The sequence below is a fragment of the Kaistia soli DSM 19436 genome, from assembly GCF_900129325.1.
Taxonomy (GTDB): Bacteria; Pseudomonadota; Alphaproteobacteria; order Rhizobiales; family Kaistiaceae; genus Kaistia; species Kaistia soli.
Genome location: NZ_FQUP01000012.1, coordinates 40,052 through 63,953 on the forward strand (window position 1 = coordinate 40,052; position 23,902 = coordinate 63,953).

Sequence of the window (23,902 nt, forward strand, 5' to 3'; positions counted from 1 at the left end):
CTGCTACTTCACGACTTTCTCGAGGGCGGCCTGAAGCGTCTCGAGGATCTGCTTCGAGGCTGTCTTGCCCTCGATGATCTGTTGGATGAACGCCGCACCGGCGCCGCCGCCATCGACCGCATTGAGCGCGCCGAAGGGACGCGGCGCCTGTGCTCCGATGGTCTTGCCGACGGGCTGCCATTCGGCGATCGACTTCTGCAGATTGGCATTCTGCTTCAAATTCGGCAGGTCAGCGATGCTCTTGCGGACCGGCACGTCGATGGCGACGCCCTTCTCCCAGAACACCTTCATATTATCGAGATACCAGGTGAGGAACGCCTCCGACGAAGGCTGGGAAGCGGTCGTTTTGAACATCATCAGCGGATTGATGTAGTAGACCGTGCCCATATCGCCGCGTGTCGACTTGATCGGGCTGATGACCGTCAGGTCCGACTGCTGGTCGGTCGGAAAGTTCTTGTCGAGCCCCGTCTGACCGAAGCCCATCCCGACGCGGCCCGAGAGCCAGTCGCGCGTCACGTTGTCGGACGTATAGCTCGCAGCATAGGGATCGATGATGCCCTTGCGGACCAGCTCGTTCAGGAAGTCGAGCGTCTCGATATTGCGATCGGTGACGCAGTCGAGCGTCCCGTCTGTTGCAAAGAGCCCGCCGCCATTGTTGATCATCAGCGCCGAGACGGTGTGCTGCCCGTCCGTCGTCGTGCTGCCGCCGGCAAGGCCGAGGCCGACGACGTCGATCTTTTTCAGCGCCTCGCCAACCTTGATGAAGCTCTGCCAGTCCGTTGGTGCCTCGACACCGGCCTTCTCGAGCAGCGACTTGCGCACCCAGATGACACGAAGGTCCATCGACCAGGGCATCGCGGCATAGCCCTTGTCGGTCTTCATCGCGTCGAGCACGCCCGGCAGGAAGTCGTTGGTGCCGCTCTTGTCGAAGCCGGCAACGACATCGTCGGCCGGAGCGATCACGCCTTGCTCGATGAAATAGAACGGCAGGAAGGCGGCGCCGGAGGAAACCGCCGGGGTGGTGCGCGAAGCGGCCGCGGACGTGAAGGTCTGGTACCAGTTGGCCCAGGGAATGGACTGGTAGCGCACGCCGAGATTGTCGCCGGAAGGCTGGTAGCTGCCGACGAGCTCCTTAGCCGCGGCGGTGTAGCTGGCGCCCGTGCCCCAGACCATGTCCCAGAACTTGATCTCTTCGGCGCCGAACGCCGCCTTCTGGCCGACCGTCATCGCGGCGGCCGCGGCGGCCGTCGTTCCGAGAAAGGCGCGCCGAGTCATGCTGCTCCGGCTGGCATTGAATTCGTTCATTCTTTCCTCCCGTTTTCTTGAACGATGCTTAGCTTCGACCGCGCACGCGGCCTTGGATCCGACCTCGCAGTTGGCTCAGTCCGGAAAGGCCGCGATGATGTCGGCGAAGAGCTTCAGGTCTTCGGCCGCATCCTCCAGCGTGGTGTCGACCGGCACACCGGCTGTGATCGCGTCGTGAAAATGGAGCCATTCGGACGTGTAGGGATCGCGATAGCTCGGCCGCTCGATCGCAACGGAAAGCGCGTCGCCCTCCGTCGACTGGACCGTGAGGAGCGTCGGCAGGTGGCGAATGAACGGCGTGTCATAGTCGATCCGAAGCCGCTCGCTGCCCGTGAAGGCCTCGATCGAAGCGTCGAAGCGGCCGACCTGATCGAGCCCCATCTCGAAGGTCGCCATGAAGCTCCCATAATCGAGAATGGCGGCAACGTAGCGTCCGCCGCTCTTCTTGCCGGCACCGATCACGCCCTTTGGGGCGCCGATCAGGCCCCGCATGGCCGACAGGTCGTGGCTACCGAGCCCGCAGAGCAGCCGGTAGGCTGAAACCGCGTCGCTCGAAACCTGCCCGAGCGCGGCGCGGACCTGCGATTCCGCCCGCTCCTGCCTCTCAGCAATCAGCGAGGGCGCGATGTCGTCGCCCACTTCCACGACCGTGGTCTGTCCAATGAAGAATGCGTTCGGCCCGATGATGTCGCGGACGGCAACATGCAGCGGCGACGGGCCGCTCGCGAGGCGCGCCTTCATCGCGGCATAGGCGCCAGCGAAGCGCCGCATATAACCGACAAAGGCGATCTTCCCGGCCGCGTCCCGCGCCGCAATGATCCGGTCGAGATCCGCGAGCGAAAGGCAGACGGGCTTTTCGATCAGCACATGCGCGCCGGAGGCCAACGCATCCACAGCGCAATCGGCGTGATACTCGTCCGAATTGATGACGGCGACGACGTCAAGCTTCTCAGCCGCCAGCATCGCGGCGTGATCGGTGTAGCGCCCCTCGACCTGGTAGGCGTCGGCGACCCGCTCGACCAGCCGTGCCGACACGTCGCAGACCGCGACGACCTCGAACTTGTCTTTGAGACCGCCGAGGACGGGCAGATGCACCACCTGACCGACGGTCCCGAGCCCAATGAGGCCCACTCTCAATTTTTCCACGTGCTTTGTCCGATACATCGATATCTGGGACGGGGCGCAGCAGCGCCCCGGTTTGGTAGCCGCCTCAGGCCGTCATCTGGACGAGATAGGCGTGGCTCCGCGCCGCAAACCCGGCCGGATCGCTCGGGTTGTCGTGCTCGACCGTCATGATGCCGGCGCCATTGTCGCGAGCGACCTTCCAGAGCAGCGGCCAGTCGAGAATGCCGGCTCCCACATCGGTCCAACCGTCGTCGGCCGTGACGCCCGCAGGTGCTTGGTCCTTCACATGCGCGGAAGTCAGGATGGAGCTGTAGCGGCCGAGCCAAGCGACGGGATCAACGCCGCCGCGCGCCAGCCAGGCAATGTCGGCCTGCCAGGTCAGCGGCGATCCGGCCGCGCCTAGGAAGAAGCTCTCAAGCGCCGTACGGCCGTCGTCGAGAACCTCGAGTTCCCAATGATGGTTGTGATAGCCAAGCCCGATCGACTGGGCTTTCAGCGTTTCGGCGATCGCGCCGAGTTCCGCGCCGGCCTTCGCCCAGCTTTCGCTCGTCTTGCCGCGCTCGGCCTCGGGATAGGCCGGCATATAAAGCTGCCGGATCCCCGCCTCCTTCGCCGCCTCGATGATGCGCGGCAGATCGCTGCGGAGATCGCCGATGCCGATATGGCCACTCGGTGCCGTCAGGCCGCGTCGATCGAGCTGCGCCTTCAGCATCTTCGGATCGGCGAGATGGCTTCCGATCGTTTCGACAAGACGGAAGCCGGCAGCCTCGGCTGCATCGAGCTGACGCTCCAGGGGGCCGAGGCCGCGGAGCGAATAGAGCTGGATCGAGAGAATATCGCTGATGTCCATGGGTCTCATGTCCGGAAGTATGAGGGCGATGCGATGCCGGCGGGACGCGCCGGAGGGCAGCAGAATTCAGGCAGCGCGACGGGAGTCGCGCCGGTGTTGGAACCAGGCGTGGTCAAGTTGTCCTCCAGGCCCGCGCGGTCTCCTCCCCGCAGGCGACGCCAGCTCCCACTCGTCGGGAGCAACTGGCGCAATCGAATGCACAATGCATATCACGCAATCGATTGCGCGCAAGACGCAATCGATTGTGCGAGGCAGCAATGCGTGGCAAAGGCAGCACGAGAGCGCATCGGCATGCCGCAGCCATCGGGCGCCGCGCGGCGTGCTAGCCTTCAGGGAAATCGCGCTGGATGCGCGTCGCCTGCAGTGAATGAGGGGTGGGGTTGGGAAGCGATATGCCCAGAAAGCCGCAGGACGAGAACACGCCCTCGAAGGAGAGCGTCCGCGCACGGTCGCCGACCATGGCCGATATCGCCCGCCTCGCCGGCGTTTCCGCTTCGACCGTCAGCCGCTCGCTCGCCGGCCTGCCTGAGATCAGCGAGGAGACTCGTATCCGTGTCGAGCGGGCGGCGCAGGAGGCTGGCTACAAGATCAACCGCCATGCCCGCTCCCTCCGCCTGCAACGCAGCGCGATCCTGCTGGTCCTGATCCCGGACCTTGCCAACCAGAACTACTCCGACCTGTTGATGAACATCGACCGCGCCGCCTTCGAGCTCGGTTACGGCATCATGATCGGCCATACCAATGTCGATCTCGAGCGGCCGGACCGGTTGGCGGACGAATTGTTCACCGGCGGTATCGACGGCATCCTGCTGACCTCGGGTTATTGTCCGGCCCGGATCCGCAGCCGGATCGAGAACGGCAGCCGCCTGCCGGTGGTGCGGACGATGAGCCCGACCGAAGCCGGGAGCGGCATCGCGTCGGTTCAGATCGACGAGGTCGAGGCGGCGGCGGACGTCGTCCGACATCTGATTGCCAATGGCCACCGCCGTATCGCCCATCTGGCGGGACCGATGACGGAACTCGTCTCCCAGCTTCGCCGCGACGGTTGGCGGCGGGCCCTGGCCGAGGCAGGACTGCCGGAGGGACAGGACTTGCTGCTGCCCGGCGGTTTTCACCTGGAAGACGGCAAGGCGGTCGCCCGCCGCCTCATCGCTGCCGGTACGCTGCCGGACGCGATCTTCTGCGGCAACGACGAATCGGCCTTTGGGCTGATGACGGAACTGAAGCGCTCGGGCGTTCGGATTCCGAACGATATCGCCGTTGCCGGGTTCGACGACCTGACGTTTTCGCAAGTGTTCGATCCGCCGCTCACCACCGTCCGGCTGCCTCGGCGCGAGATGGCGGAGGCCTCGGTTCTCTACCTGAAACAGATGATCGAGGGCGGAGCCTCTCTGGAGGACCAGATCGTGCCGCATGAACTGATCATCCGCGAAAGCTCGGGTCCCGGCTCGCCGCATCGCGACAGAAGCTAGGCCTGGCCGATCCGCCCGGGCGGTTCAGCGGCAGGGCGAACGGTTCTGCTTCGGCAATCGGACCATCCCGGCATCTTCCGATGCATCGCTCGGCGGCGTCACCCGGGCCGCGGACAATGAGCGGCGCGCAAATTCCTCAGACCAGCCTGCGAAACAACGCGCGTCATCGCGGCGACGCGCATTCCGGAACCAGCCCCCAAACAAGGCCCAGCGAAGCCTCGCGGGAGAATGACATCTAAGCTTCAAAGAGGCATGATAGCGTTCGCAAGTAGACGGCTTAGGATCCATGATTTCTATCGGGACGGGCGCTCGGGGCGTCAGGCCGCGAACGGGAGAAAAAGAATGAAGACCATCGGGATGCGGTTGACGGTCTCTGTACTGGCGCTGACCGCTTCGGCGGGGCTGGCTTTCGCGCAGAGCGACGAGCTGATCGCTGCGGCCAAGAAGGAAGGCTCGCTCACCACGATCGCGTTGCCGCATGATTGGTGCGGCTATGGCGACGTCATCGCCGGCTTCAAGGCGAAGTACGGCCTAGAGGTCAACGAGCTCAATCCGGACGCCGGCTCGGCCGACGAGATCGAGGCGATCAAGGCCAACAAGGGCAATACGGGCCCGCAGGCGCCTGACGTCATCGATGTCGGCCTCTCCTTCGGTCCGTCGGCCAAGGCCGAAGGCCTGATCCAGCCCTACAAGGTCTCGACCTGGGACTCGATCCCGGACAGCGCCAAGGATGCCGACGGCTACTGGTATGGCGATTATTACGGCGTCATGGCCTTCATGGTGAACAAGGACCTCGTCAAGACGATGCCGACCGACTGGTCGGATCTGCTCTCCGACGAATATGCCAACGCTGTCGCTCTCGCCGGCGCGCCGCAAACCGCCAATCAGGCGATCCAGGGCGTATTCGCGGCCGGTCTCTCGGCCGCGAAGGGCGACGTCGCCAAGGCGGGCGAGGAAGGCCTGAAGTTCTTCGCCGAGATGAACAAGAAGGGCAATTTCGTCCCCGTCACCGGCAAGTCGGCCTCGCTCGCACAGGGCACCACGCCGATCATCATCGCCTGGGACTACAATGCCCTCTCCTGGCGTGACGTTCTCGCCGGCAACCCGCCGGCCGAGGTCATCATCCCGAAGACGGGCGTCGTCGCGGGCGTCTATGTGCAGGCGATCAGCGCCTTCGCGCCGCATCCGAACGCCGCCAAGCTCTGGATGGAATATCTCTATTCGGACGAGGGTCAGCTCGGCTGGCTGAAGGGCTATTGCCATCCGATCCGCTTCAACGCGCTCGCCAAGGAAGGCAAGATCCCGGCCGAACTGCTGGCCAAGCTCCCGCCGGCTGAATCTTACGCCCCGGCGATTTTCCCGACGCTCGAGCAGCAGGGCGCGGCCAAGGACGTGATCGCCAAGAAGTGGAGCGAAGTCGTCGGCGCCGACGTCGCCAAGTAGTCGCTTAGCGGAACGGGCGCCGCCCTCAACGGGTTGGCGCCCGTTTCAAATCGGCTGGCGGGGTTTGCCGGCTCACAATGGACGTCTTGCCCAGGAATGCCATGAGCATCACCGCACTGCCGGCGACCGCCGCACGCGAGAGACGGATCACTTGGTCCTGGCTCGGCATTCTGCCATTCATTCTGTTCTCGCTGATGTTTCTGCTGCTGCCGGCCGCCAACCTGATCGTTGGCGCGTTTCAGGACGCGAGCGGTAATTTCACGCTGCAGAACATCGTCAATCTCGGCCAGCCCTCGATCATCCGCTCCTATACGCTGAGCCTCCAGATCAGCGCGGCCTCGGCGCTTGGTGGTGTGCTGATCGGCTTCGCTCTCGCGCTCGCGACGATCCTTGGCGGCTTGCCGCGCTGGGTCCGTCCGACGCTGATGACATTCTCCGGCGTCGCGTCGCAATTTGCCGGCGTGCCGCTCGCCTTCGCCTTCCTGGCGACACTCGGGCGCACCGGCCTCGTGACGGCGCTGCTGTTCAGCATCTTCGACATCAACATCTACCGCGGCGGCTTCAACCTGCTCTCGTTCTGGGGGTTGACGATCACCTATCTCTATTTCCAGATCCCGCTGATGGTGCTGGTCGTCTCCCCTGCCCTCGACGGCTTGAAGCGCGAATGGCGCGAGGCCGCTGCCATTCTGGGCGCGACGGGCTGGCAATACTGGACGATGATCGCGTTGCCGATCCTGTGGCCGAGCCTTCTCGGCGCGTTTCTGCTGCTGTTCGCGAATGCCTTCGGGGCGATCGCCACCGCCTATGCACTGACGGGCTCGTCCTTCAACATCGTCACGATCCTGCTCTATGCGCAGATCCGCGGCGACGCGCTGCATGACCCCAATCTCGGCTATGCGCTGGCGCTCGGCATGATCGTCATCACCGGCGTCTCAAACGGTGCCTATATCTGGCTCGCCTCGCGCAGCGCCCGGTGGATCCGATGAAACAGTCACGCTTCTTTCCGTGGATCGGCTTCATCTTTGGGGCGATCTATTTCCTCGTCCCACTGATCGCCACTTTCGAATTTTCGCTGCGCATGCAGCGCGGCACCTATTCGTTCAAGGCTTATCAGGTCGTTCTCGCCGATCCCGGCTTCCAGGCCAGCTTCTCCTATTCAGCGCTGATCGCGCTCCTGACCATCATCGTCGGGATCGCGCTCGTGGTGCCAACCGCCTATCTCGTGCAGTTGAAGCTGCCGAAGCTGCGGCCCGTCGTCGAATTCATGACGCTGCTGCCGCTGGTCGTTCCGGCCATCGTGATCGTGTTCGGCTATCTGCGGATGTACAATTCCTCGTCATGGCTGCCGCTGACCGGCAGCGCCCGCAGCACGGATCTCCTGCTCGTCTTCGCCTATGTGACGCTTTCTCTGCCCTATATGTATCGCTCCGTCGACACAGCGCTCCGAACCGTCGATATCCGGACGCTTACGGAGGCGGCGCAGAGCCTCGGCAGTTCCTGGCCGCGCATCCTGATTCAGGTCATCCTGCCGAACATCCGCGTTGGCGTGCTTTCGGGCGCGTTCCTGACCTTCGCGATCGTCATCGGCGAGTTCACGATAGCCAGCCTGCTCAACCGGCCGGCTTTCGGCCCCTATATGCAGTTGATCGGAGCCAACCGCGCTTATGAGCCGGCGGCGCTTGCGGTCATCGCCTTCGCCATCACCTGGGCCTGCATGGGCCTGATCCAGCTCGTCGCCAGTTTCTCGCCCGGCCAGAAGCGCTGACGCCCAAAGGAAGACCCAAGGACCACCATGGCTTTCCTCTCCATCGAGCGCATCACCAAGACCTTCGGCGCCACGACCACCGTCAAAGGCGTCGACCTGGCCGTCGAGCGGGGCGAGTTCGTCACCCTGCTGGGGCCGAGCGGCTGCGGCAAGACCACGATCCTCCGCATGGTTGCCGGCTTCGAGACACCGTCGAGCGGGACGATCCGGATCGACGGCAAGGATGTGACTGATCTCAAGCCGCATCAGCGCAAGATTGGCATGGTCTTCCAGGCTTATGCGCTGTTCCCGAACATGACGGTGGCCGACAACATCGCCTTTGGCCTGAAGGTCGCACGCAAGAACGGCGCTGAAATCGCGAGCCGGGTCAAGGAGATGCTGGAGCTTATCAAGCTGCCGCAGGTTGCCGAGCGCTATCCCTACCAGCTCTCAGGTGGCCAGCAGCAGCGCGTCGCACTCGCCCGCGCGCTGGCGATCAAGCCGCAGATCCTTCTCCTCGACGAGCCGCTCTCCGCGCTCGACGCCAAGATCCGCGTTTCGCTGCGCGACGAAATCCGCGCCGTGCAACGCCAGCTAGGCATCACGACGATCTTCGTCACGCATGACCAGGAAGAGGCGTTGTCGATGTCCGACCGCGTCTGTGTGATGAGCGAGGGACGCATCGAGCAACTTGGGACGCCGTTCGAGATCTACAATTATCCCAAGACCCGCTTTGTCGCCTCCTTCGTCGGCACACTGAACATCCTGAGCGGCCGGGTTTCCGACGGAGCCGAAGGACGGATCGTGGTCGACGGCCAGGAGATCGTGACGAGCCGCGGCCTCAACGGTGCGTCCACCGGCGACGCGCTCGCCGTGGCGCTGCGTCCCGAGGCGCTGTCCATTGGCCGGGCCAATGGCAGCAGCAACAATCTCGAGGGCACGATCGACGAAGTCCACTTCCTTGGCTCGGTGGTGCGCATTCGCGTCCGCTTCAAGGAGAGCGCCGTCTCCCTCGACACCTTCAACCGGCCGAACGCCGCCCCGCCCGAACGCGGCCAGCCGATCACCGTCAATTTTGGTCGCGAGGACATCCTCGTCCTCGAAGGGGCGCCGAACTAGCTGCGAACGCGGCTGACGCGCTCAGCGTCACGCCGGCACCGGTGCCCGGCCAAGCAGCCGGTCGATCTCAGCCATCGCGTCCTGCGGCAACGGCCCGAAGGCGAGCGCGCCCGCATTTTCCTCCGCTTGCGCGACGGTTCGAATGCCGGGGATCGGCAAGGTCCGGGACGAGCGACCCCAAAGCCAGGCGAGTGCACCCTGCGTCAACGTGCGACCGCCCGTGCGGAGCGTCTCGCGGATTCCGTCGAGCCGCGACGTGAATTCGGGCGAGACGCGGCCATCCTTGAAATAGGTCATCCATTCGACGTCGGCCGTGCGCACATCGTCTCGGGCAATCTCGGTCGCTGGGGTGAATTTGCCGGTCAGCAGCCCCATTGCTAGTGGACCGCGATTAATCGACAGCAACCCGGCCCGCTCGATCACGGCAATCATCTCATCGGCGGGATCAAGGACGTTCATCTGGTGCTGGATCGAAACGAAGCCGTCGCGGCCGGCAAAGGCGGCGGCGCTGGCCGGCGTGTCCGTGCTCCAGCCAAAGGCGCCGATCTTCCCCGCCACGCGGAGGCGCCCGAGATGCTCGAAGACGGCTTCGGCCTCGACAACCGGCAGGTAGCCGACATGCAGTTGCAGCAGATCGATCTGCTCGCGCCGCAGGTTGCGCAGCGAGCGCTCGACGATCCGCGTGATGAACTCGGACGATACATCGTCGGCGAGGGCCTGCTTGCTGGCCGGATCGACCACATGACCGAATTTGGTCGCGATCACGACATCGTCGCGCCCTGCCAAAGCGGCGCCCAGGACAGCCTCCGAATGTCCTCCGCCATAATTGCTCGCGGTATCGAAGAAGCGGATGCCGGCGTCGAGCGCCCGGTGAATGGCCGCCATTGATTCGCGATCGTCGACCTTGCCCCAGCCGAGCGGAACCTCGCCAGCGAAGAAGGGACCGCCGATCGCCCAACCGCCAAATCCGAGCGCGGGGCTCGTCTCGCCGTTCCACAGCGTGATCGTGTGCATGGTCATATCCTTGTCGTTGCGGAAGGGTCGTTGCAGAATTGAAAGAAGCGGACAGACGGCGCTTTGGCGCGACCTGACGCTTTCCAAACAATCTATAGCGGGCCAGACACGGTCCCAAGCTTCGGTTTCGCAATGCCTGTTTCAAATTTGAAAGACATCGAATGGTCCGACCTGCGCCTCTTTCTCATTGTGGCACGGAGCGGCGGGCTCGGCGCGGCCGCGCGATCATCGGGTGTCAGTGCACCAACATTAGGCCGCCGGGTCGCCGTGCTCGAACGTCAGTTGGGTATGCGGCTGTTCTCAAAGAGCCGCGTCGGCTATCAGCCCACCGAGGCAGGACGCAGATTGCTCTGCCATGCGGAAGAAGTTGAAACCGCCGTCGCCGGCATCGTCCGTTGGCGCGGCGAGACGGCTGGTCCTCGTGCTGTGCGCATCTCGGCTGGCCACTGGATGACGCGGTTTCTCGCCTCACATGTCGGCTCTGTTCGTCAGTCAGGCGACGATTGGACGCTCGACTTCGTCACTGCCAATGCGCGTCTCGATATCGGACGGCGCGAAGCGGATATAGGCATCCGCAATCGCCGGCCAGACGAACACACGCTGGCCGGACGGCGCATCGCGACGGTCGCTTTTGCGGTGTATGCGCGGCGCGGATCCGATGCCCCGGCGCTGCCGTGGATCGGCCTTGCTGCCGATGCCGCGCTGACGCCCTCTGCCCAATGGCTGGAACGCGAGGCGGACGGGCCGATCGTTTTTCGCTGCACCGATCCGCGAACGCTGCTTGATCTGGCCCGCGTCGGCGTCGGCCGCGTCGTCCTGCCCTGCCTCGTCGGCGATGCCGATCCGCAACTAGAACGCGGAAGCGCCCTCATCGCATCCCTGACATCGGAGCAATGGCTGGTCACGCATCATGACGATCGCCACGATGCAGCCGTCCATGCCGCAGCAATTCGGATTGCGCGGCTGATCGGCAGCCACAAACGCCTCTTCGCAGGCGAGCGGCCGGCCGGCTGAATCCGCGCCGAGACGGCTCAGGCAGCCTTGGCGATGCGATCGAAGGCCAGAAGGCGCTCGAGAAGCGCCGGCATATCATCGAGCGGCACCATGTTAGGGCCATCTGAAGGGGCGTTGTCGGGATCCTCATGCGTCTCGATGAAGACGCCGGCAACGCCAACCGCGACCGCCGCCCGCGCCAACACGGCAACGAATTCGCGCTGACCGCCCGTCGAGCCGCCCTGCCCTCCCGGCTGCTGCACGGAATGAGTCGCATCGAACACGATCGGAGCGCCGAGCCCGGCCATGATCGGCAACGACCGCATGTCCGAAACCAGCGTGTTGTAGCCGAAGCTGGCGCCACGCTCAGTGAGGAGAATGTTCGGATTGCCGCTGGCGGTGAGCTTGTCGACGACGTTCTTCATGTCCCAGGGCGCAAGAAACTGACCCTTCTTCACGTTGACGACACGACCGGTTTCCGCGGCAGCGATCAGGAGATCGGTCTGGCGGCTGAGGAAAGCCGGGATCTGCAGGATGTCGACGACGTCAGCGACAACGGCGCACTGCTCGCGCTCATGCACGTCGGTGATGACGGGGAGACTGAGCTCGCGACGGATATCGGCGAAGATCGGCAGCGCCGCGTCGAGCCCCATGCCGCGCTTGCCGGAAAGGCTGGTGCGGTTCGCCTTGTCGAACGAGGTCTTATAGACGAGCCCGATGCCGAGCTTCGACGTCATTTCCTTCAGCCGGCCGGCGATGTCGAACGCGTGCGTCCGGCTTTCGAGCTGGCAGGGCCCGGCAATCAGCGTCAGCGGCAGGTCATTGCCGAAGGTAGCCGAGCCGGCGGCGACATGGGCGTTCGGGCGAAGGGTCATGGTCGGAGGATCTCGCGTGAATTGCGCGCCCTCCATACACCGGGAACGCGACAGAGGCGACCCGTCCGGACCCGGGCGAATGGTGACCCCTGTTGGATTCGAACCAACGACCACCGGCTTAGAAGGCAGGTGCTCTATCCAGCTGAGCTAAGGGGCCGGTTCGCGGCGACGGCCTAATGGGTCCAGGACTGCAGACGGCCGTAGCGGAAATTGTCGGAATAGGAAATCTTCTTGCGGGTGTCCGTATGGGGCTCGAACACGCGATAGGGAATGCCATTCTTCTGCGCGTAGGCAACGGCTTCTTCCTGGGTGTCGAAATGAAGCTTGATCTGACGCTTCATGTCGGCGCTGGACGTGTAGCCCATCAAAGGCTCCACAGCGAGCGGCACCTCGGGCTCGTAGGTCAGCATCCAGCGATCGGTCTTGGCCTTGCCGGATTGCATGGCGTTACGGGCCGGCTTGAAAATACGTGCAACCATCTCTGCGCTGCTTCCTGAACGAGCGGTCCGAAGGTCAATGGTCGGGGCAGCAAGATTCGAACTTGCGACCCTCTGGTCCCAAACCAGATGCGCTACCAGACTGCGCTATGCCCCGACATTGAACACGGGCCTCGATTAGCATTTCCCCGCGGCCACCCGCAAGGATGCGATTGGTCGCAAATCGCCGGATGGCACCGTCATCGCGCCGGTATCAACACCTTGTCCCCCGGCGCAAGCTTGAGCGCATCCGCCTTGCCGCCGTTGATTTCCAGCACGTAGCGCACGGACGCGCCTCCGGGGATGATCGACTCCGAAAACGGCGTCGCACGCTTTGCGATCCGCCGCACGGTGCCGTCGGCCCCGATAAACACCATGTCGAGCGACAGCGGCGTATTCTTCATCCAGAAGTCGACGCTCTGCTCGGTGCCGAAATCGAACAGCATGCCGGTATCGGTCGGCATACTCTTGCGGAACATCAATCCCTTCGCTCGCTCGCTGGGTGTCACCGCCCACTCGACGCTGATCGGATGGCGACCAGACACGGTAACCAATTCCACCACATTGCCGTTGTCCACGGCAGCGGCGAGCGGCGCAAACCAGAACGAGAGGAGTAACAGCAAAGCGGCCATCCAAGAGCGGACGGCCGATTTCGTCTGAAGTGGCGATGCTATCACGGTCAGTGCGACGAAGCCGGACCGCCAGCCGAGCCCTCCGGCATGATCTCGGCCGCCATCAGACCTTTGTCGCCCGGCCCGAAGCGGACGAGCACGACCTGCCCGGGCCGCAGTTCCATGAGCCCATAACGGCGAAGCGTCTCCATATGGACGAAGATGTCTTCGGTGCCCTCGCCGCGCGACACGAAGCCATAGCCCTTCACGCGGTTGAACCACTTGACCACGCAACGCTCCAACCCGCTGGTTGGCGTCACCACCTGATGGGTGCGCGCCGGACCGGACTGGGCCGGATGAACGGCGGTCGATTCGTCCATCGACAGAATGCGGAAGGCCTGAAGCCCACGCGTGCCCTGCTGGGCCTCGCAAACGATCCGCGCGCCTTCATAGGCCGTCTGGAAGCCGTCGCGGCGCAGACATGTCACGTGGAGGAGGACGTCGGGTGCACCGTCGTCGGGGACTATGAAGCCGTAACCCTTGGAGGCATCAAACCACTTGATGGCGCCAACCACCTCGACAAGGTCCAGCCCCGCCGCATCATCGCCATCGGCGACCGATGCCGAAGAGCCGGTGTGATTCTTGGACCCCATAGGCTTCGGCCCCCAATCCGGCCAACATCCGCGGCCCACAATACACATTCGATCGGCAATTCTGCGCGTCGCAGTTAGTTGCATGACCGATTCATCACCGCAACAATAGCATCGGCATATCCGCTGAACAGTGACTTAGAGGCCACAAGTTCGGATTTCCACGCCGGAGCCAACAAGGCGCCGCTGCGTTTGTTCTTTGGCGTCCCTGGCAATATGGTGCGTCCCGAAGGCAAGGGCCCCGCGCCGTTCGCGCAGGCGCTGCCGCTCCGATACGAGACGGGAGAAGAAACACGCAATGAAATACCTTCACACCATGGTTCGCGTCACCGATGTCGAGGCATCGCTGGCATTTTATAGCCTTCTCGGCCTGCAGGAAGTCCGGCGTATCGAGAACGAAAAAGGCCGCTTCACCCTGATCTTCCTCGCCGCGCCTGGCGACGAAGCTGCTCAGGTCGAACTGACCTACAACTGGGACCCAGAAGTTTATGGCGAGGGTCGCAATTTCGGCCATCTCGCCTATCGTGTCGATGACATCTATGCGCTCTGCGACAAGCTGCAGAAGGCGGGCGTCACCATTAACCGTCCGCCGCGCGACGGCCACATGGCGTTCGTGCGCTCACCGGACAATATCTCGATCGAGCTGATCCAGGCCGGTGACGCATTGCCGGCGCAGGAGCCCTGGGCCTCGATGCCGAACACCGGGAAATGGTGATCCGGAGCCGCTAAACGGCTCCGAATGGGACAGCGTCGGATGACGCTGTCCACAGGCGCTGCTGAGCGATCTTGTCTCGACAGGGAATCGCATCTATAAGCCGCGCCGACGCGCCCTTCGTCTATCGGTCAGGACGCCACCCTTTCACGGTGGAGAGAGGGGTTCGATTCCCCTAGGGCGCGCCATCTTCCCAACATTGACCGAACCGGCATGAACGTCAGCTAGCCTCACGGCTGTCTTGTGGCGAGCGGCAATCCGATATCGTCGAAAAGGCCTGGCGACTTGGCTGTGCGGGCCCGCTCGCGCGTCAGCATGACGAGCTTCGTCGCGACGCCGCCCGGCGCTGAAAAGCCGCCAGCCTTGCCCCCGGCCGCCAGGACGCGATGGCACGGCACAATGATCGGAAATGGGTTGCGGCCGAGAACAGCGCCGATCGCGCGCGCCTCTCCCTCACTGCCGACTTGTTTCGCCAGCGCGCCGTAAGTGATCGTCTCGCCCGGCCCGATATGCCGCAGCGCTTCATAAACCCGTTTTGGGAACGGCTCGATGCCGGTCATGTCGAGCGGCGCTTCGCGCAGATGCTCCCGCGCGCCATCGAGCAAGGCCTGGATGCCCTCGATGGTCGCGGCAATTTCGGCCGCGGGCGAACGCTCAGCAGCGTCCGGAAAGAGCTTTCCCACCAGACGGCGTGTCTCGCCTTCGTCCGTCTCCGGCAGCAGCGTCCGGCGGATGCCGCTATTGCCCCAGACGATGGCGGACCGGCCGATCGCGGTTTCGAACAGCGTGAAGCTGAGATCGCTCATAATCTGAGATTAGCACGAAAGCGGAACATGCGGCATGCACCTTATCCGTCAGGAAGCGGTTGCGTTTGCCGCGATGGCTCTTCATCATGCCGCCACATCCGGGGCGACGGCGACGGAGATCGCGCACCTGCCGGACGCCAACCGTGGGAGGGAGACGGATGGTCCTCGCGTCGATCGAATGTGCCGGCCTGCGGCAGAGTGTTCGCCAGCACGGCCAGCTTATGCTCGCTCTTGTCTTCGCAGCGGGTCTCGCAGCTTGCAATTCCGACACTGCCCTCCAGGGCGCCAGCCTTACGGCGCCGGCCGTCGCGCCGATCACGGCCGATGAGCTGGTCGGCAAATGGGGCCTCGGCTCGTTCCGCACCGAGGCGGACCTTGCGCGTACGACCAATGAAGCGCGCCGCTATTGCAGCAATCCCTATGTCATCGGCAAAGGCACGAATGGCGGCGTCATGATGTATCTCGCCGACCAGACGCAGCCGTCCGAGGTTTTCATCAAGAGTGCTGGCGGCCGCGTTTACATTGGTCCGCCAGGTCCAGCCGGCGTGAAGCAGGACCGTCAGGTGACATCGTTCGAGAACGGCGTCCTCGTCGCGGCATGGGTCGACCCGACCGTTACAGCGCGATACGGGACGATGGTGTTCGTGCGATGCGATACGCCTGCAGCGCCTGCGAAAACCGCAGCAGCAGTGGCAGCGCCAGCAACGACCGCCGCGCCCGTCCCGGCTCCACCCCCGGCGACTCGATAGCCGGCCCTCGCCTTTCCATCGAAGAGGCCCTGATGCGACAGACGAAACGCTCCCTCAACCTCGCCGCCATCGCAGCTCTTATCATGGTGGCCACGGCCAGCCTCACGACAGCACCCGCGGCCGCCGCGCCCTCGGTGCCGGATGCCCGCGCCCCGTTGCAGATCGGCGACCAGCCCGGACTCGTGCCAACCGAACAGGATTCGCTGCTGCCGCCGGAGTTCCGCCTGCAGCCGGTCTATTTCCGCACAACTGAGAAGCCAGGAACGATCATCATCAACACCGATGAGCGCTTCCTCTACTTGGTCCAGGGTGACAATCGCGCCTTGCGCTATGGTGTCGGGGTCGGTCGCGACGGCTTCCAGTGGTCGGGCCTTCTCAAGGTCTCTCGCAAGGCGGAATGGCCCGATTGGAGGCCACCGGCGGACATGATCCAGCGCCAGCCCTATCTGCCGCGGTTCATGGCCGGCGGCGAGGGCAATCCGATGGGCGCCCGAGCGCTCTATCTTGGTGACACCATCTATCGCATTCACGGCACCAACCAGCCACAGACCATCGGCCACGCGCTGTCCTCCGGCTGTTTCCGCATGGTGAATGCCGATGTGGTCGATCTGTTCGAGCGCGTCCCGGTCGGCACCAAGGTGGTCGTGCTACAGCGTGCCAAGCTGTAACGACGAACGGTCCGCGCATGGCGCGGTCCGCCTATGAAAACCGCGACGACAGGCCACCCGGGGGAGTTCTCATGTCCATTCGATCGACCGCATCTTCACTCGCAGCAGCTGCGGCGCTTCTGCTTGCCGGCGGTCTCGCTGCCAGCGCGTCGACGCTCGAGGAGGTCAAAGCGCGCGGCACGCTTAATTGCGGCGTCAATGAAGGTTTGCTCGGTTTCGGCGCCAAGGATTCCGCCGGCAACTGGAGTGGCTTCGATGTCGATTTCTGCAAGGCCGTCGCGACTGCGATCTTCAATGATCCGGCCAAGGTGACTTATGTCCCACTCTCGGCGACCGACCGCTTCGATGCGCTGAAGACCGGCAAGGTCGATCTGCTCTCCCGCAATTCGACCTGGACGCTCGACCGCGAAGCCGATCTCGGCATCGTCTTCGCCGGCGTGACCTACTACGACGGCCAGGGCTTCATGGTGAAAAGGGCCAGCGGCAAGACGTCCGCACTCGAGCTCGACGGCGCCACGGTCTGTGTGCAGGCGGGCACGACGACCGAGCCGAACTTCATCGACTATTTCACGACCAACACGATGAAATACACCGAGGTTTCCGCGGCGACGCCGGCCGAAGCGCTCGATGCCTACACCTCCGGCAAGTGCGATACGATCACCAGTGACGTCTCGCAGCTTTATGCCGAAAAGGCCGGCCTTTCCGCCCCGGGCGACAGCATCATCCTTCCTGAGGTCATCTCCAAGGAGCCGCTCGGACCGGCGGTGCGCGCCGACGACGAGGCATGGCGCCTGCTGGTGCAGTGGGTGAATTTTGCGCTGGTGAATGCCGAGGAACTTGGTGTCTCGTCGGATCGCATCGACGAGGCGAAAGCCTCGAAGAAGCCCGAGGTGATGCGCCTCATCGGCACTGATGGCGACTTCGGGAGCAAGCTCGGTCTCTCTAACGATTGGATCGCCAATATGGTCAAGGCGGTCGGCAATTACGGAGAGATCTACGAGCGCAATCTTGGCGTCGATTCGAAGCTCGGCATCCCGCGTGGCCTTAACCAGCTCTGGAGCCGGGGCGGTATCCAGTATGCGCCGCCAATCCGCTGAGTTGGCACATTCAGGAATCCCGCGTTCAGGAGGCTAGCGTTTCTCCCGCGGGCACTGCCGTTCGTGCCGGCTCAGGCGCCTTTCGCTTCAACCCGCGATGCTTGCGGAACACATACAGAACATGTAGGTTGTTCGTGTTTTGTACCGGATGATTCTGGCGCGCGGATCGGGAAATGCTCACACGCAAACAATACGAGCTTCTGCTCTTCATCCATGAACGTTTGAAGGAGGCCGGTGTGCCGCCGTCATTCGATGAGATGAAGGATGCGCTCGACTTGCGCTCCAAGTCGGGCATTCACCGCCTGATCAAGGCGCTGGAGGAGAGAGGCTTCATCCGACGCCTGCCTAACCGTGCCCGTGCGCTGGAGGTGGTGCGCCTGCCGGAAGCCATGGCGCCGACCATGGCGCGGCCGCGCAAGCCCGGCTTTGCGCCCAGCGTCATCGAAGGCAGCCTCGGCCGCGTGCGACCTGCTGAGGGGGCGGAGCCCTATCATGAGCCGGTGATTGTCCCGGTGATGGGCCGCATCGCCGCCGGCGTTCCGATCTCAGCCATCCAGTCGCAGAGCCATTCGATCACGGTTCCGCCCGAGATGCTCGGCGGCGGTGAGCATTTCGCGCTTGAAGTGCGCGGCGATTCGATGATCGAGGCGGGCATTCTCGACGGCGACACTGTTCTCATCCGCAAGACGGATAGTGCCGAGAATGGCGACATCATCGTCGCGCTCGTCGACGAGGAAGAGGCGACGCTGAAGCGTCTTCGCCGTCGCGGCGCCTCGGTGGCGCTCGAGGCCGCCAATCCCGCTTATGAAACCCGGATCTTCGGGCCGGACCGCGTCCGCATCCAGGGCCGTCTCGTCGGGCTGATGCGTCGCTATTGATCGAGCGACGGCCGCTCTTCCGGGCGCGCGGCCGTTCCAGGATTGCAGCAGGCGGAACGGATCATTGCATGCCTGACCGGCCCCTCGCCTTGCTGAGGAAGTGGGGCGAGTCGCGGCAAGCTGATCACCCAATATCGTGAGCGATCAGCGGCCCAGGCGTCAGTCCTTGCCGGAAACGCCAGCCTGCGTGAAGGTCGCCATCCCCGCATGAATGAGCGCTGCGGCGCGAACAAGGCCAGTCGCGAGCGCAGCGCCGGTACCTTCGCCGAGCCGCATGCCGAGATCGAGCAGTGGCTTCTTGCCCATGGCGTCGAGCAGCCGGCGATGGGCGGGCTCGGCCGAGAGATGGCCGAACTGGCAGTGATCCAGGCTGCTCGGGTCGAGGCGGTAGAGCACGGCAGCAGCAGCGGTCGCGACATAGCCATCAAGGATGACCGGAATCCGGCTCATTCTGGCGGCAAGCACAGCGCCGGCGATGGCCGCCAGTTCCCGCCCGCCCAGCCGCCGCAGCACTTCGAGCGGATCGGCAAGATGCCCTGCATGGATGGCGAGCGCTGCATCGACGGCGTCTGCCTTGCGCGCCACGCCGGCCGCGTCGAGCCCGGTGCCGGGCCCGACCCAGTCTGCGCCCGTACCGCCAAACAGGCCGGCGGCGACGGCGGCGGCAATAGTGGTGTTGCCGATGCCCATTTCGCCGAGAGCGATCAGGTCGACACCGCCAGCTGTCGCTTCCATGCCGAAGGCCATGGTCGCGGCACAGGCAGCTTCACCCATCGCCGCCTCGATCGTGATGTCGCCGGTCGGAATGTCGAGCGCCAGATCGAAGACTTTCAGCCCGAGATCGTTGGCGATGCAGATCTGATTGATCGCGGCGCCACCGGCGGCGAAATTCTCGACCATCTGCTGCGTGACCGACGTTGGAAAAGCCGAAATGCCGCGCACCGCGACGCCGTGGTTGCCGGCAAAGATGGCGACAAGCGGCCGGTTGACCGCAGGCCGCGGCGTGCCCTGCCAGCCGCCGAGCCATTCTACAAGTGTCTCCATCTGCCCGAGCGAGCCGGCGGGCTTGGTCAATTCGGCATCGCGTGCACGGATTGCCGCCACGGCGGCCTCGTCACGCCCCGGCATGGCCGCGACGAGCGCGCGAATATCATCGAAGGGCAGGCCGGTGGCGGATCGGGACATGGGACGCTCATTCGCGAGAGATCGGCGGCGCTGGCCGGCCGCAGGCGCGCGATCTATAACCCTCGGCGTGCGACGCGGAAAGCTCCGTTGCCGTCGCGGAGGGATGAGTGATGCCACGTGCTGATCGAGGTCTCGGGGATGTCGGCCGCGATATCGCGATCGCGCTGGCGTTCCTTACGCGCGTTCCGGCAGTCCGGCTCGGCCTTGATCCAGCCGCTGCAACCGATCTCCGGCGCGCCGTGCGTGTCTTCCCGCTTGCCGGCGCGCTGATCGGCGCCGTCGGCGGCCTGGTGCTCCTCCTCGGCAATGCGCTCGGCTTGCCACCGCTTGCCAGTGCACTCATCGCGATCGGGACGATCGCCGTCGGAACCGGCGCATTGCATGAGGATGGACTGGCCGACACCGCTGACGGCTTCGGCGGCGGTCGCACCCTCACCGCCCGCCTCGCAATCATGCGCGATTCCCGCATCGGCAGTTATGGCGCCCTAGCGCTCATCTTCTCGGTCGTCCTGAAGGCGAGCTTGCTGGCAGCCTTCCTGCCACTGGCGCCTTGGGCTGCGGTGTTCGCGCTCGTCGCCGCCGAGACGATTGGCCGTGCATCCATCGTCTATCACTGGGCGGACCAGCCGCCGGCGCGGCCGGACGGACTTGCGGGCAGCATCGGCCAACCAGACGAAGAGACGCGCTGGATGACGCTGGTCTATGCGCTGGCGATCGGCCTCGTGGCTGGCACCGTCGCGGCGGGGCCGATCGCGGCGCTCGTTGCGCTCGCCGCAGCCGCTCTGGCTACGATCGGCTTCGGGCAGGCGTCGCGCCGCCTGATCGGGGGCCACACCGGCGACACGCTGGGCGCCGTCGAGCAGATCGCGGTCCTCGCCACCCTCATCGCTCTGGTCGCCTTCGCATGATCTCGCCCTGCGTCCGCATCTGCACAATGGACCCTGATTCCGGGCTCTGCGAGGGCTGCGGTCGCACGATCGACGAGATCACGCGCTGGATGCGCATGGACGAGGCGGAACGGCAGGCGCTGATGGAGGCCCTTCCCGCCCGACTCGAGGCCAAGCGAGCGGCCGAATTGAAAAACGGTCTCAGGCTTCCGCGAGGGCGAGCTGCGCCTGGCGGTTGGCGATCACGCTGACGATCACGAGTTGGCAGAAGTGATAGAGCATGATCGGCGCAATGATGAGGCCGAGACCCGGGATCGTCCCGAAGATGATCGGCGCCAGCGGCACGCCCGTCGCCAGTGATTTTTTCGACGCACAGAAGAGACAGGCGATCGTATCGGCGCGATTGAAGCCGAACAGCCGGCAGGGAATCTGCATCAGCCAGTAGATGATGAAGAACAGCGCGATCACGCCGACGATGATCTCGATGATCAGTGAGGCATCGTGGCCCTGCCAGACCCCTTCGACCATCGAATCCGAGAATGAATTGTAAACGATCGCGAGGATGATTGCGCGATCAGCAAGCTTGATCTGCTTGTTGTTGCGCCCCGCCCAGCCGGCGAGCCAATGGCGCGCGACCTGGCCGACGATAATCGGCAGCAGCACAAGCAGCACGATCTTGCCGATGACGGGCAGCAGCGGCATCGACAACCCGCTTGTCGACAGGAACCAGGCCATCAGCAGCGGCGTCGCGAAAACGCCGATGAGACTCGACAGCGTTGCATTGAAGATCGCCGCGGGGACATTGCCATGCGCCAGCGACGTCATCGCGACTGAGGACGACACGGTCGAAGGCAGCGCCGCGATATAGAAGAAGCCGATCCAGACCTCAGGCGGAACAAAGCCCTTGAGCGGTGTGCCAATCAGCAACACGACGACGGGGAACAGCACGAACGTGCAGAGCTGCACACAGATATGCAGCCGCCAATGCTTGACGCCCGCCTTCATCTTCTCCGGAGCCAGCGTCAGGCCGTAGAGGAAGAAAATGACGCCGACGCCATAGGTCGCGACCTGGTTCATGTGCAGGATGCCGCCGGTCGCACCCGGCCCCGGCAGGATGATGGCGATCGCCACCACGGCGACGAGAGCGAGGAGAAAGCCGTCGATCGTGAAGCCGCGGATGGTCATGTCGATCTGTCCGAAAAAAGTACTGGCGAACTGCAGCCCTCGCCCTCAATAGCGTGCACTGCGGCAAGGATAAAGGGCGGGCCCGGCAAAGGTCCTTCAGGCTGCGAGCGACGATGCCTCTTCAACAGCGCTTGCCGCCGCCCGTAGCACCGAAACGCCGGCATCACGGCGTGCACCCTCAACGGTGAGGATCTGCCGGAAGCGGCGGGCACCCGGCTGGCCGTGAAACAGGCCGAGCATATGGCGGGTGATGCGGTGCAGCGGGACGCCGCGCCGGAGCTGCGCCTCCACATATGGGATCATCGCCTCGACGATATCGTGCGGGTCTGGATCGGCGGTTTCGCAGCCGAAAAAGACGCGGTCGACGGACGCGAGCAATGCCGGTCCATGATAAGCGGCGCGGCCGAGCATGACGCCATCGAGCTTGTCGCTCTCGGCCTCGGCATCCGCGATCGTCTTCAACCCGCCATTGATGCCGACGAAGAGATCCGGGAGGCGCTGCTTCAGCCTGTGAACACGATCATAGTCGAGCGGCGGGATCTCGCGGTTTTCCTTGGGCGAGAGGCCGGCGAGCCAGGCCTTGCGCGCATGAACCCACAGCCCATCGACGCCAGCCGCGACGACCGCGTCGGCGAACGTATCGAGAGCAGTTTCGATATCCTGCTCGTCCACGCCGATCCTGCATTTGACCGTGATCGGGATCGCGACGGCCGCTTTCATCGCGGCGACGCAGTCGGCAACACGTTGCGGCTCGCGCATCAGGCAGGCGCCAAATGTCCCTGACTGGACGCGATCGGATGGGCAGCCGCAATTGAGATTAATCTCGTCATAGCCAAGATCCGCGCCGATCTTCGCGGCGGCGGCGAGCTTCGCTGGATCGGAGCCGCCGAGCTGCAATGCGATCGGATGTTCCGCCGGGTCGAAGCCCAGCAGTTTGTCTCGGTCGCCATGGATGACCGCATCGGCCACCACCATCTCGGTGTAGAGCAGCGCGCGCTTCGAGAGCTGACGATGAAAGAACCGGCAATTCCGATCCGTCCAATCCATCATAGGTGCCACAGCAAATCTAAAGGATCGATTTTTCACAATTATCTCTTTAGCATCAAATCGTTGCACGATCCCGTATGCACTTTATGTCACGCTAGAATGCGCCGCCATATGCGGCGTTTCGACCCCACACCGCACGCATGGCGCACACGAATATGGCCACGTTCACGAAGCTTCCTTCCGGCGCATGACGCACCCAAGTCAGGCGCAAAGGAAAGTACGCAGTGAGACGTTCCTGTTGCGCGGTGACGCTGAGATCTGGGCGCGAGAAACGGAGCGCCGGATCGATCGAGGCGAACCTATACTCTCAGATCGTTCGCTGACAAAGACCTTCGCCGGCCTCATCGATTTACGCCGGCAGGATCTGGAGGAGGTAGGGAAGACAATTGGTCGGTCCAAGGACGCAAGCCTGACCTGCCTGCGCGACCGCTTGGGCAAGCATCGACCCACCGACTCCGCCTTGAGCTTGGCGACCTCGCTTCGCAACTTCTCGATCTTGAGCTGCTCAGGCTTCATCTGCCCATGACAGGGAAAGGCCTGCTGCGGATCGGCCGACTGCTCCCGCACCCATTTGCGCAACACGTTCACATGCAGGTCCAGATCGCGCGCCGCCCGCGCCCGGTAACGCCCCGGTCCCTGACCAGCCTAACGGCCTCGAGCTTGAACTCCCGGCAGAACTTGCGTCCCTCCATCAAAACTCTCCAGTTCCAACAACACCTGAACTCGGTGTCTTCAAAACCGGCTGCAGCTCAATCCAGACATCTGCCGTTGAAATTGAGTCTTGCCATTTGCTCAGGGATTTGGCCTTCGGCACGGCATATGTAGGCTTCGACAGGGTGGTTATCGCCGGCAGGGGCGGTGAATGTGCGGCTGCACATTTATGTTGCACTGCCACATAAAACCTTCATAACTTCATGTGAAAGCGTATGGGCGTGCGGGCTCATCGGCACATCGAGTGACGGCTCAACTTTTACGGGGCGGCGACAGAGTTCATGGTTTCACATACGGGCA

Annotated in this window: 25 protein-coding genes, 3 tRNA genes and 1 pseudogene; 14 read left to right on the plus strand and 15 right to left on the minus strand. The window is 63.9% G+C overall.

What is annotated here, in order from left to right:
- Positions 1-3: 3 nt before the first annotated feature.
- The 3 genes from BUB39_RS24655 to BUB39_RS24665 all read right to left on the minus strand — a co-directional run bounded on the left by BUB39_RS24655 (position 4) and on the right by BUB39_RS24665 (position 3,280).
- Positions 4-1,305 carry an ABC transporter substrate-binding protein gene (locus BUB39_RS24655; protein WP_073058717.1) on the minus strand — a complete coding sequence of 434 codons (1,302 nt, stop codon included), beginning with the start codon at positions 1,303-1,305 and terminating at the stop codon, positions 4-6.
- 75 nt (positions 1,306-1,380) lie between these two features.
- Entirely contained in the window at positions 1,381-2,451 is a 1,071-nt protein-coding gene (locus BUB39_RS24660; protein ID WP_175561955.1) for a Gfo/Idh/MocA family protein, read from the minus strand.
- 64 nt (positions 2,452-2,515) lie between these two features.
- Positions 2,516-3,280 carry a sugar phosphate isomerase/epimerase family protein gene (locus BUB39_RS24665; protein ID WP_073058719.1) on the minus strand — a complete coding sequence of 255 codons (765 nt, stop codon included), beginning with the start codon at positions 3,278-3,280 and terminating at the stop codon, positions 2,516-2,518.
- Positions 3,281-3,672: 392 nt separating this feature from the next.
- Between BUB39_RS24665 and BUB39_RS24670 the strand changes: the two genes are divergently transcribed.
- The 5 genes from BUB39_RS24670 (at position 3,673) to BUB39_RS24690 (ending at position 9,058) form a co-directional block, all read left to right on the plus strand.
- The gene (locus tag BUB39_RS24670; RefSeq protein WP_073058720.1) at positions 3,673-4,752 is read left to right on the plus strand and encodes a LacI family DNA-binding transcriptional regulator; all 1,080 of its coding nucleotides are present in this window, start codon (positions 3,673-3,675) and stop codon (positions 4,750-4,752) included.
- A 357-nt stretch (positions 4,753-5,109) separates the two neighbouring features.
- On the plus strand, positions 5,110-6,195 hold the full coding sequence (locus BUB39_RS24675; RefSeq protein ID WP_139251623.1) for an ABC transporter substrate-binding protein: 1,086 nt from the start codon (positions 5,110-5,112) through the stop codon (positions 6,193-6,195).
- Positions 6,196-6,296: 101 nt separating this feature from the next.
- Positions 6,297-7,181, plus strand: a complete 885-nt coding sequence (locus tag BUB39_RS24680; RefSeq protein ID WP_084527976.1) for an ABC transporter permease — start codon at positions 6,297-6,299, stop codon at positions 7,179-7,181.
- Positions 7,178-7,960 carry an ABC transporter permease gene (locus BUB39_RS24685; protein ID WP_073058723.1) on the plus strand — a complete coding sequence of 261 codons (783 nt, stop codon included), beginning with the start codon at positions 7,178-7,180 and terminating at the stop codon, positions 7,958-7,960. The genes BUB39_RS24680 and BUB39_RS24685 overlap by 4 nt, the downstream gene beginning before the upstream one ends.
- A 27-nt stretch (positions 7,961-7,987) precedes the next feature.
- Positions 7,988-9,058 carry an ABC transporter ATP-binding protein gene (locus BUB39_RS24690; RefSeq protein WP_073058724.1) on the plus strand — a complete coding sequence of 357 codons (1,071 nt, stop codon included), beginning with the start codon at positions 7,988-7,990 and terminating at the stop codon, positions 9,056-9,058.
- A 27-nt stretch (positions 9,059-9,085) separates the two neighbouring features.
- On the opposite strand, the gene BUB39_RS24695 is transcribed toward BUB39_RS24690, so the two are convergent.
- Positions 9,086-10,072 (minus strand): aldo/keto reductase, encoded by a 987-nt coding sequence (locus tag BUB39_RS24695; RefSeq protein ID WP_084527978.1) that lies wholly within the window; start codon positions 10,070-10,072, stop codon positions 9,086-9,088.
- 132 nt (positions 10,073-10,204) lie between these two features.
- On the opposite strand from BUB39_RS24695, the gene BUB39_RS24700 reads away from it, so the two are divergent.
- On the plus strand, positions 10,205-11,086 hold the full coding sequence (locus tag BUB39_RS24700) for a LysR family transcriptional regulator (RefSeq protein ID WP_084527980.1): 882 nt from the start codon (positions 10,205-10,207) through the stop codon (positions 11,084-11,086).
- 17 nt (positions 11,087-11,103) lie between these two features.
- Here BUB39_RS24700 and kdsA read toward each other — a convergent pair whose 3' ends face one another.
- The 6 genes from kdsA to BUB39_RS24730 all read right to left on the minus strand — a co-directional run bounded on the left by kdsA (position 11,104) and on the right by BUB39_RS24730 (position 13,680).
- Positions 11,104-11,940: a 3-deoxy-8-phosphooctulonate synthase gene (gene kdsA / locus BUB39_RS24705; protein ID WP_073058726.1), complete on the minus strand. Its 837-nt coding sequence runs from the start codon at positions 11,938-11,940 to the stop codon at positions 11,104-11,106.
- 80 nt (positions 11,941-12,020) lie between these two features.
- Positions 12,021-12,097, minus strand: a tRNA-Arg gene (locus tag BUB39_RS24710).
- A gap of 16 nt (positions 12,098-12,113) precedes the next feature.
- Positions 12,114-12,419 carry an ETC complex I subunit gene (locus tag BUB39_RS24715; protein WP_073058727.1) on the minus strand — a complete coding sequence of 102 codons (306 nt, stop codon included), beginning with the start codon at positions 12,417-12,419 and terminating at the stop codon, positions 12,114-12,116.
- Between the two features lie 38 nt (positions 12,420-12,457).
- Positions 12,458-12,534: transfer RNA gene (locus tag BUB39_RS24720), tRNA-Pro, on the minus strand.
- An 82-nt stretch (positions 12,535-12,616) separates the two neighbouring features.
- A complete protein-coding gene (locus BUB39_RS24725) occupies positions 12,617-13,048 on the minus strand; it encodes a DUF192 domain-containing protein (RefSeq protein WP_073058728.1) in 432 nt (143 codons plus the stop codon).
- A gap of 47 nt (positions 13,049-13,095) precedes the next feature.
- Entirely contained in the window at positions 13,096-13,680 is a 585-nt protein-coding gene (locus tag BUB39_RS24730; RefSeq protein WP_073058729.1) for a cold-shock protein, read from the minus strand.
- A gap of 295 nt (positions 13,681-13,975) precedes the next feature.
- On the opposite strand from BUB39_RS24730, the gene BUB39_RS24735 reads away from it, so the two are divergent.
- Together BUB39_RS24735 and BUB39_RS24740 are read left to right on the plus strand one after the other, a co-directional pair.
- Positions 13,976-14,392, plus strand: coding sequence for a VOC family protein (locus BUB39_RS24735; RefSeq protein WP_073058730.1), 417 nt, complete (start codon positions 13,976-13,978; stop codon positions 14,390-14,392).
- 110 nt (positions 14,393-14,502) lie between these two features.
- Positions 14,503-14,577: transfer RNA gene (locus BUB39_RS24740), tRNA-Glu, on the plus strand.
- A gap of 42 nt (positions 14,578-14,619) precedes the next feature.
- On the opposite strand, the gene BUB39_RS24745 is transcribed toward BUB39_RS24740, so the two are convergent.
- Entirely contained in the window at positions 14,620-15,195 is a 576-nt protein-coding gene (locus BUB39_RS24745) for a methylated-DNA--[protein]-cysteine S-methyltransferase (RefSeq protein WP_073058731.1), read from the minus strand.
- Between the two features lie 158 nt (positions 15,196-15,353).
- On the opposite strand from BUB39_RS24745, the gene BUB39_RS24750 reads away from it, so the two are divergent.
- From BUB39_RS24750 to lexA, 4 genes are all read left to right on the plus strand, one after another.
- Complete coding sequence (locus tag BUB39_RS24750; RefSeq protein ID WP_073058732.1) at positions 15,354-15,944, plus strand: hypothetical protein; 591 nt, start codon at positions 15,354-15,356, stop codon at positions 15,942-15,944.
- Positions 15,945-15,976: 32 nt separating this feature from the next.
- Positions 15,977-16,612 (plus strand): L,D-transpeptidase, encoded by a 636-nt coding sequence (locus BUB39_RS24755; RefSeq protein ID WP_073058733.1) that lies wholly within the window; start codon positions 15,977-15,979, stop codon positions 16,610-16,612.
- A 71-nt stretch (positions 16,613-16,683) separates the two neighbouring features.
- Entirely contained in the window at positions 16,684-17,709 is a 1,026-nt protein-coding gene (locus BUB39_RS24760) for an amino acid ABC transporter substrate-binding protein (protein WP_073058734.1), read from the plus strand.
- A gap of 173 nt (positions 17,710-17,882) precedes the next feature.
- Positions 17,883-18,587: a transcriptional repressor LexA gene (gene lexA / locus BUB39_RS24765; protein ID WP_073058735.1), complete on the plus strand. Its 705-nt coding sequence runs from the start codon at positions 17,883-17,885 to the stop codon at positions 18,585-18,587.
- Between the two features lie 159 nt (positions 18,588-18,746).
- On the opposite strand, the gene cobT is transcribed toward lexA, so the two are convergent.
- A complete protein-coding gene (gene cobT, locus BUB39_RS24770) occupies positions 18,747-19,772 on the minus strand; it encodes a nicotinate-nucleotide--dimethylbenzimidazole phosphoribosyltransferase (protein ID WP_073058736.1) in 1,026 nt (341 codons plus the stop codon).
- A gap of 110 nt (positions 19,773-19,882) precedes the next feature.
- On the opposite strand from cobT, the gene cobS reads away from it, so the two are divergent.
- Positions 19,883-20,680 (plus strand): adenosylcobinamide-GDP ribazoletransferase, encoded by a 798-nt coding sequence (gene cobS / locus BUB39_RS24775; protein ID WP_084527985.1) that lies wholly within the window; start codon positions 19,883-19,885, stop codon positions 20,678-20,680.
- The gene (locus BUB39_RS24780) at positions 20,677-20,910 is read left to right on the plus strand and encodes a DUF1289 domain-containing protein (RefSeq protein WP_073058738.1); all 234 of its coding nucleotides are present in this window, start codon (positions 20,677-20,679) and stop codon (positions 20,908-20,910) included. Before cobS ends, BUB39_RS24780 begins: the two co-directional genes overlap by 4 nt.
- Here the strand turns inward: BUB39_RS24780 and BUB39_RS24785 are convergent.
- The 3 genes and pseudogenes from BUB39_RS24785 to BUB39_RS24795 form a co-directional block, all read right to left on the minus strand.
- Complete coding sequence (locus tag BUB39_RS24785) at positions 20,861-21,844, minus strand: bile acid:sodium symporter family protein (protein WP_073058739.1); 984 nt, start codon at positions 21,842-21,844, stop codon at positions 20,861-20,863. The two genes, BUB39_RS24780 and BUB39_RS24785, sit on opposite strands and share 50 nt — an antisense overlap.
- 96 nt (positions 21,845-21,940) lie before the next feature.
- Positions 21,941-22,963, minus strand: coding sequence for a tRNA dihydrouridine(20/20a) synthase DusA (gene dusA, locus BUB39_RS24790; RefSeq protein ID WP_425292936.1), 1,023 nt, complete (start codon positions 22,961-22,963; stop codon positions 21,941-21,943).
- Between the two features lie 336 nt (positions 22,964-23,299).
- Positions 23,300-23,583, minus strand: a pseudogene (locus tag BUB39_RS24795) (transposase); the annotation flags it as partial.
- Positions 23,584-23,902: the final 319 nt, after the last annotated feature.